Source organism: Clostridium sartagoforme (assembly GCF_004794105.1).
Taxonomy (GTDB): domain Bacteria; phylum Bacillota; class Clostridia; order Clostridiales; family Clostridiaceae; genus Clostridium; species Clostridium sartagoforme_B.
Map to the genome: position 1 here is coordinate 1 of NZ_SRYR01000023.1, position 7,011 is coordinate 7,011.

Consider the following 7,011-nt stretch of genomic DNA (forward strand, 5'->3'; position numbering starts at 1 on the left):
TCTCTTATAGGATTTATAGCTACACTATTTAAATCTCCTATTGAAGCATAATAGATATCTTGTTTGCCTTCAGCAATATTACTAGCACCATATGCCATACTACCTGTTCCAGCTACTGCTGCGTTAACTACAATTGGTGTTCCTGCTCCACCTACTAATACTGCTAGAGATCCTTTTGAAGTTATTACCTCAAATTTACCACTAAGAAATCCATCTATATTTTTTTATATAGTTGAGTATTTCATCTATATAACCATTCTATCACTCCACATTGCTTTTTCCCATATTTAGTAAAATATATTTAATTTTATTTTAGTCATAATGTAGAAAAGTATTCTATCACATCCTTATATGAATAGACTTCAACTTGTTTCCACTCTTTTGAAAGTTCGAAACACTGAGAAAAAGAGTCAATGCTTCTTTATAAAAAAACATTGACTCTTATTATTGTTATATATATATATATATATATTTAATTTTTCTTTTAGTTACAACACACTGCATTATCGAAATTATGTAGTGTGTTTTGTCTTTCCTACATTTCAACAACCTTTAAGAAGCATTAAGTCTTATTCTTAGTAAATTCCCCCTAGAAGTATGTGGTCAGAAAAGATCATTTAATACATTACTTACCAGTTTAAACTTCTCAATATGCTAAATTTTCTTTAGTCATATCACCTGTTTTAATATCAATAGCAAAATGCCAGCTACTTCTGCCGTAAGCATCAGAATTTGTTTTTCCTCCATCACAAACAACGGAAGGTTTATTCTTATAGATTGATAAATTCACAAAATTATACCCATGTGGTGGCTCCTTTTCAAACAACAATATACCATCTAATGCAAAGCCTTGTAACTTTCTATGAGATTGACTTAAAGCTGTAATTACTATAATCACCCCATTCTCAATATAGAATTGAGCATTTACAATACTTTTACAAGCAACTTCAACCATTTTGTCTTGATATAACCAGCTAACTTTGCCACTTAACTTATTAAGTGTAAATATTCGTTTTCCATCAAAAGAGAGATGATATACTTGATCTTGTGAATAATTTTGCCCTGCCTCAACATACACAAAATTTTCCTGTGTATTAACAGTAGCAAAATATGCATTCTCATATGTTTCTTTAATTATTTTCCCATTATATTCCCAACTTACACTTTGATTTTGGCTATCCCAAATGAAATTTTCAATAGTCATTTTTCCCCTCCTTAATTAATTGAGCGTATTGATATAACCTCTAAGTAGTCCATTTTGTTAACGCTTCTATCAAGTAACATTTGTATTTGACTTCCACCACCAGGTAAGTACTTGCCAGCATTTATATCTATTTGTGGTCCAACTGGTCCTTCAAGTACAGGTAACTCTACACCTTGTTTAACCCTATAAGTAACAACTTTACTGCAATCTACTTTCCAATCTGATTTTACCGCTAGATTATTTCTAACATAATCGACATTAGTTATATTGTCAAATGTAGCGAAACCACCCGGTGACGTCACCGGTTGCGTACTATCTAGTGCCATCTGAAAAGTATCTCCAGGCTTGAGGATTTTTTGTTGTGGTACAAAGTTTTCAGGCCATGGAGACTGTCCCTCAATAAGTTTTATATAAGAACTCGATACCTCTTCTACACTTCTTTCTGAATTCACAGCTAAAAACTCTTTCCAAGTTTTTGGTGTTCCATTTGCTATAGCCCTCTCAATTGCTTTAGCCGCCCCATTATCAACTACTCTTAGACTATTCTCTAATTCTAATGCTTCCATCCTAAGTTTTACAACTTCATTGAAATCCACCTTATTTAAGGCTATATGATTATTTAGTTTATTATCTGCAAATTTCCATAATTTAACATCTACATCGCTAAGTCCTGGATATCCTGTATTATTTCCTGATTCTACTTGTTTCCAATAATCATTATATCTTTTAGCATCATCATAACTCATTCCTTTTGCAAATGATGCTTCTCCAAAAAATTTCGTTCTAAGTTTATAACCACCAATTCCAATTCCAAAATTTAAGCCTAAATTAAGGAGAGTTGACTCTGTTTGATTTAATTCTAACTCACCGGCTGCAAAATTAGTAATATACTTGCCCAATCTACTCCTATAGCAAAACTTGCTTCCTTTCCAATTGCCTTCACTGCTTCTTTAGCAATGATAGATTTACTTGCTCCTGCCACTCCATTTACTGCCTGTGAAACTGGAATACATAAGCCTGCAACTACCATATTAAGATTTCCCCATAAATCATATACCCCTTGATTTCCCATAAATACTGTATCTCTTATAGGATTTATAGCTACACTATTTAAATCTCCTATTGAAGCATAATAGACATCTTCTTTGCCTTCAGCAATATTACTGGCACCATATACCATACTACCTGTTCCAGCTACTGCTGCAGTAACTACAATTGGTGTTGCTGCTCCTGCAGTTAAAATTATTGCTGCACCACCTATTAATACTGCTAGAGATCCAGTAATAATTTTCACCCTACCTTCGTCTTCTCTAGCTTCTAATGCCTCTTCATAATCTTTTTGCATTTGAGAAAATACTTCTTCTTGATTTAAAGCTGCAAGTTCAATTTCTTCTTTGTTATTCTCTACATATTCTACACTTGATTGTACCTTATTATATAAATCTAATACTTGTGTCTTATTAATTAAATCCCCACTCTTATATGATAACACTGAATTTGTCGAACCACTATATAGAACAATTGTACTTTTCAATGTTTCTAATAGACTTTTTAACTCTCCATTTGCTACAGCATATTGATTGTTTTCGTAGTTTTCTATACTAGTATTAAGAGCCACCAATGAATTTTTTTCAGAATTAAAATATCCTTCCAATGTTGCTTTTGATGGTTTTCCTCTCCAATAAATATCAGGTATAGAATTAAGACTTCTGTCTATTTCATTAGATATGTTGTTTAAATATTTAACTTCATTGCTTAACTTATCTTCAATGGATTTAATTGTCTCTCTTGACATAGTGGCATAAATATTATCTTCAATAGTATAATACTTATTTTTATAAAGTAAATAATCTGCTTGAAACCTACTAATGGCTACATAAATTGATTGTAACAAAAACTCATGGACTTCTCCAAGATAAGATTTTACAGCTGTAGCAGATTGTCCATTAAAACTTGTCATATTAATTAAGCTTGTATAACTTGTTTTCCAAGAATCTAACTGTTGATACCATCCTTGTGTTTTTGTACAAATATCTATATATAGCTGATCCATTGAGGAATATTTTATATTATACTGATTACTCCCCATTTTAACCTCCAAGCTTATATAATCTATTTGTATTTTTATAGTATGTGAATACAATTGAATCTGATGTATTCACTTTCATACGATTATAATCGCTCCCAGATATTTCGATTGTATGTCTGTCTCCATTTTCATCAGTTCCTTTTAAATAATAATGCAACCCAATAATCCCTTTAGCACTTTGCCTTTTTTCTATCCCTATATCATATAATTGAGTTTTCTGAGGACCTAAAACTAAATCTAATACGAAGTTTTTAGTATTCCATAAACTAGATAAACCAAAAACTAAGCAGACTAGGTATAAAAATATATTCTTTCTTAGTCCTATTTTAAATTTCTTAATTTTTAGAATTAAGTAAACAGATATACCACAAAGATTAATACTATCAATGGCTACATCCACCTATTATAATTATCTACAAACCGTGAAAAAGCCATTGATTTTTCACCTTGAGATTTCCATGATGTTATAGTACTATCTATTGCATTTCCTGCTGTGGTCATCTTTGATGTAGTTTGTAAAAATATAAGTTCATTTATTCCTATCAAGCCCATACTTTCACCAATTCCTTTCAGTTAAATAACTTTCCAATTTCATTGGCCAAGCTATTAATTAAAGAACCCAAATATAGAATATCCCCTCTAAGCTGCTTATTTTGATTTTCTATACGAGTTATTTCATCACACAAAGCATCCAAATGATTGTCTATTAGCTTTACATATGCACTATAGGAACTTACAATATTCCCACTAATATTATTTTTAGTTTTATTTGCTTTGTTGCCTTTCCAATTGTACGAATAATCAGACGATTCTACATAAGATTTAACACTCTTGTATCTGTCATTAGCAGAACTCTTTTGACTGACCAGTGTAGATTTTGCCTTATAAAGTCGATTTAGCTTAGTTACGTTATTATCATATGTTCTTTGCTTATTGCTCTTAGATGACTGATAGCTATACTTTTCATTTTGTTTTTGCCTAATTAACCAGTAATTATTGTTAGCCATTTAGACCACTCCTAGCATTCTTAATCTCTAAGGTATTTCCTCTTTCAAACCCTGATTTTTCAAACCATTCATTTATGTTATCTATCATAAATTTGTCGTCATCATCTGAATACCCAGTAAAAATAATTTTCTTTATATCCTCATGATTAAAATACATAATCTGATCTCCAATTATTCCTTGTGGATAAAAGCTTCCTCCATAATCAAAAAATTATAGTAAATGCAACCATCCCCCTTGCATTTACTATAATTTTTTGTACTCCACCATTCAAAATCACAACGCTGCCCAAAGGCAAATAATCTATTTTATTTGTTTCCATACGTCCCTCTCACTTTCACTTTTTACTTAATTTAAATATAATCTCAATTTTAATTTTCTTTTTAATTATCTACTTTCATTTACTTCTAATACTTTGGAATTATTGCATTTTTTGAGTTTTAAATCTTTAATGGAATTTTGATAAGAATAAACTAAATCCTCATTTAATATAATTTTAATATCCTTTAAAAATTCAAATTCCTCCATCCTCTTATTTGTTATAGCAATATACTCTTAACAAAAAATATTGCTGCAATTATATTAATAACACTATTATTTACCCATTTTTGAGTAAAACATCATAACCTTAACATATTATATAATAAGCATAAAATTAACTAGAGTGCTTATCAATTCCGTCTAACATTAGTTCGCACTACTCAATTTCAATAATATATAATATTTACCTATATTAACCATACAAAGTATAATTATAAGCAATGACCTTACATTAGGCCATTGCTCACAACAATTTTATTCTTCTTTGAATTTTGAACCATAATTATATTTCACTAATTCAACAGTAGGAGCTATTCTACCTTACTAATATCAATTTTTTCAAAACATTCTTTTGCAGACTCCTCTGATACTGGGTTACCAATTATTACTCCTGTTTCAGAGTCAGAAATCAATACTGCATAATTATACTCTGACTCATTATAAGACCAGAATATATATTCATTTCCTTCCTTATTTCCAGAATCAATAAGTGTAGCTTTCTCATCTGACTTAACAGTATCTACAAGCTGACTATAACTTTCTTCAGTAATAAATTTACCTTGACTCAGCGTTTCCTCATCTTTTAAAATACTAAATGGTAACTCAGAGGTCAATTTATAGTTATCTGATGTATCCAAAGTTAACTTAACTTTATCTCCAGTATCAACAGAGTATGTAAAAGACATACTTTTACCCACCTTAGCACTACATCCAACCATACCTAATAATACAAACATACATATAAATAATACTTTAAACTTCTTTCTCATAATTTCTCCTCTCAATATAACTTAATAGAATTAAGCCTTTCTTAAATTTTCTATAACAACATCTATTTTTTTCTTAAAAGCAAGCTGCTCTTCGTCCTGATAGCCCATTGCAAATACCTGTTCAATTTGTTCATTATTGAACATAAACATTTTATCTGGTGCTAAAAAACCTTCTGGGAAAACAACACCTGTATAGTCCCATATTTTTTTAGGATCATTTGCACTCCTCTGACAAACCCCAATAATCATAACTTTTTTTGTACTTCCACTAAGAAGAACTACAGATCCTATTGGTAATAATCCATTAAACATTTAAATTCCTCCAATCCTCTTATTTATTATAGCAATATATTTTTAACAAAAAATATTGCTGCAATTATTAAAAACACAATACTCGCAATAAGCATATTTCTAGCTGCTGTCTTGATTGACTTTTCACAAGTTACTAGTTCATTATCTATCAAAGCAACTCGTGCACGCCCATTTTTGTTAATGAAATATTTAATTGCAGCTGTATCATTTGTTTTGTATTTACCTTTTGTTGAAGAATAGTATATTGATTGTCCTTCCATATACATTCCATCATCAGTAACAAAGGAAACATAATACATAATAGTTCCACCTTCCTCATCAATAATTCTTGTAATGGTTCCAGTAGTTTCCTTTGCGTCTATAAAACTATCTTTATCTATCCAAATAAAGAATCTTCTAAGTATATATGATACTATTGCAAAAACCAGAAATACCATTATTTCCTTCACTTAATCACCTCTAATCCTAAAAGTCATTCCATCCATCTGATATATAATCCCATGCTGCCGATACTGCATCAAGAACTTCAGATTCCATTGTAATAATCCTTTAAACATACAACTTCATCAAAACCCTATTATTTGTTATGGTTTAATTGTTACTCTCAGAAATGATTGTTATAGCAATATATTCTTAACAAAAAATATTGCTGCTATTATTAAAAACACAATACTAGCAATAAGCATATTTCTAGACGCTGTCTTGACTGACTCAGCACAAGATACTAGTTCATCATCTAACAAAGAAACTTGTGCACGTCCCTTTTTATTAATAGAATACTTAATTGATACTGTATCATTTATTTTGTATTTACCCTTTGTTGAAGAATAATGTATCGATTGTCCTTCCATATAAATTCCATCTTCATCAACAAAAGAAACGTAATACATAATGGTTCCACCTTCATCATCAATAATTCTTGTAATGGTTCCTGTAGTTTCCCTTTCATCTATAAAACTATCTTTATCTATCCAAATAAATAATCTTCTAAGTAGATATGATACTATTGCAAGAACCAGAAATACCATTATTTCCTTCATTTAATCACCTCTAATCCCAAAAATCATTCCATCCATCTGATATATAATCCC

General features: G+C 30.3%; 12 protein-coding genes. All 12 read right to left on the reverse strand.

Annotation, left to right across the window (positions count from 1 at the left end; genetic code table 11):
* Nucleotides 1–646: 646 nt before the first annotated feature.
* Nucleotides 647–1,204, reverse strand: coding sequence for a hypothetical protein (locus E5347_RS16535; protein WP_136008327.1), 558 nt, complete (start codon nucleotides 1,202–1,204; stop codon nucleotides 647–649).
* Between the two features lie 11 nt (nucleotides 1,205–1,215).
* Nucleotides 1,216–2,103, reverse strand: a complete 888-nt coding sequence (locus tag E5347_RS16540) for a hypothetical protein (RefSeq protein WP_136008328.1) — start codon at nucleotides 2,101–2,103, stop codon at nucleotides 1,216–1,218.
* Entirely contained in the window at nucleotides 2,064–3,293 is a 1,230-nt protein-coding gene (locus tag E5347_RS16545) for a T7SS effector LXG polymorphic toxin (RefSeq protein WP_136008329.1), read from the reverse strand. The genes E5347_RS16540 and E5347_RS16545 overlap by 40 nt, the downstream gene beginning before the upstream one ends.
* A 1-nt stretch (nucleotide 3,294) precedes the next feature.
* On the reverse strand, nucleotides 3,295–3,693 hold the full coding sequence (locus E5347_RS16550; protein WP_136008330.1) for a hypothetical protein: 399 nt from the start codon (nucleotides 3,691–3,693) through the stop codon (nucleotides 3,295–3,297).
* Nucleotides 3,684–3,845: a hypothetical protein gene (locus E5347_RS16995; protein WP_168354988.1), complete on the reverse strand. Its 162-nt coding sequence runs from the start codon at nucleotides 3,843–3,845 to the stop codon at nucleotides 3,684–3,686. The genes E5347_RS16550 and E5347_RS16995 overlap by 10 nt, the downstream gene beginning before the upstream one ends.
* A gap of 17 nt (nucleotides 3,846–3,862) precedes the next feature.
* Nucleotides 3,863–4,300 (reverse strand): YwqH-like family protein, encoded by a 438-nt coding sequence (locus E5347_RS16555; RefSeq protein WP_136008331.1) that lies wholly within the window; start codon nucleotides 4,298–4,300, stop codon nucleotides 3,863–3,865.
* Entirely contained in the window at nucleotides 4,293–4,457 is a 165-nt protein-coding gene (locus E5347_RS17135; RefSeq protein WP_243109810.1) for a hypothetical protein, read from the reverse strand. Before E5347_RS17135 ends, E5347_RS16555 begins: the two co-directional genes overlap by 8 nt.
* Nucleotides 4,458–4,503: 46 nt before the next feature.
* Nucleotides 4,504–4,620 carry a DUF4176 domain-containing protein gene (locus E5347_RS17140; RefSeq protein ID WP_243109811.1) on the reverse strand — a complete coding sequence of 39 codons (117 nt, stop codon included), beginning with the start codon at nucleotides 4,618–4,620 and terminating at the stop codon, nucleotides 4,504–4,506.
* Nucleotides 4,621–5,149: 529 nt separating this feature from the next.
* Nucleotides 5,150–5,608, reverse strand: coding sequence for a hypothetical protein (locus E5347_RS16565; protein ID WP_136008332.1), 459 nt, complete (start codon nucleotides 5,606–5,608; stop codon nucleotides 5,150–5,152).
* A gap of 30 nt (nucleotides 5,609–5,638) precedes the next feature.
* Entirely contained in the window at nucleotides 5,639–5,920 is a 282-nt protein-coding gene (locus E5347_RS16570) for a DUF4176 domain-containing protein (RefSeq protein ID WP_136008333.1), read from the reverse strand.
* Between the two features lie 26 nt (nucleotides 5,921–5,946).
* A complete protein-coding gene (locus E5347_RS16575; RefSeq protein ID WP_136008334.1) occupies nucleotides 5,947–6,369 on the reverse strand; it encodes a hypothetical protein in 423 nt (140 codons plus the stop codon).
* Nucleotides 6,370–6,537: 168 nt separating this feature from the next.
* Nucleotides 6,538–6,960, reverse strand: a complete 423-nt coding sequence (locus tag E5347_RS16580) for a hypothetical protein (protein WP_136008335.1) — start codon at nucleotides 6,958–6,960, stop codon at nucleotides 6,538–6,540.
* Nucleotides 6,961–7,011: the final 51 nt, after the last annotated feature.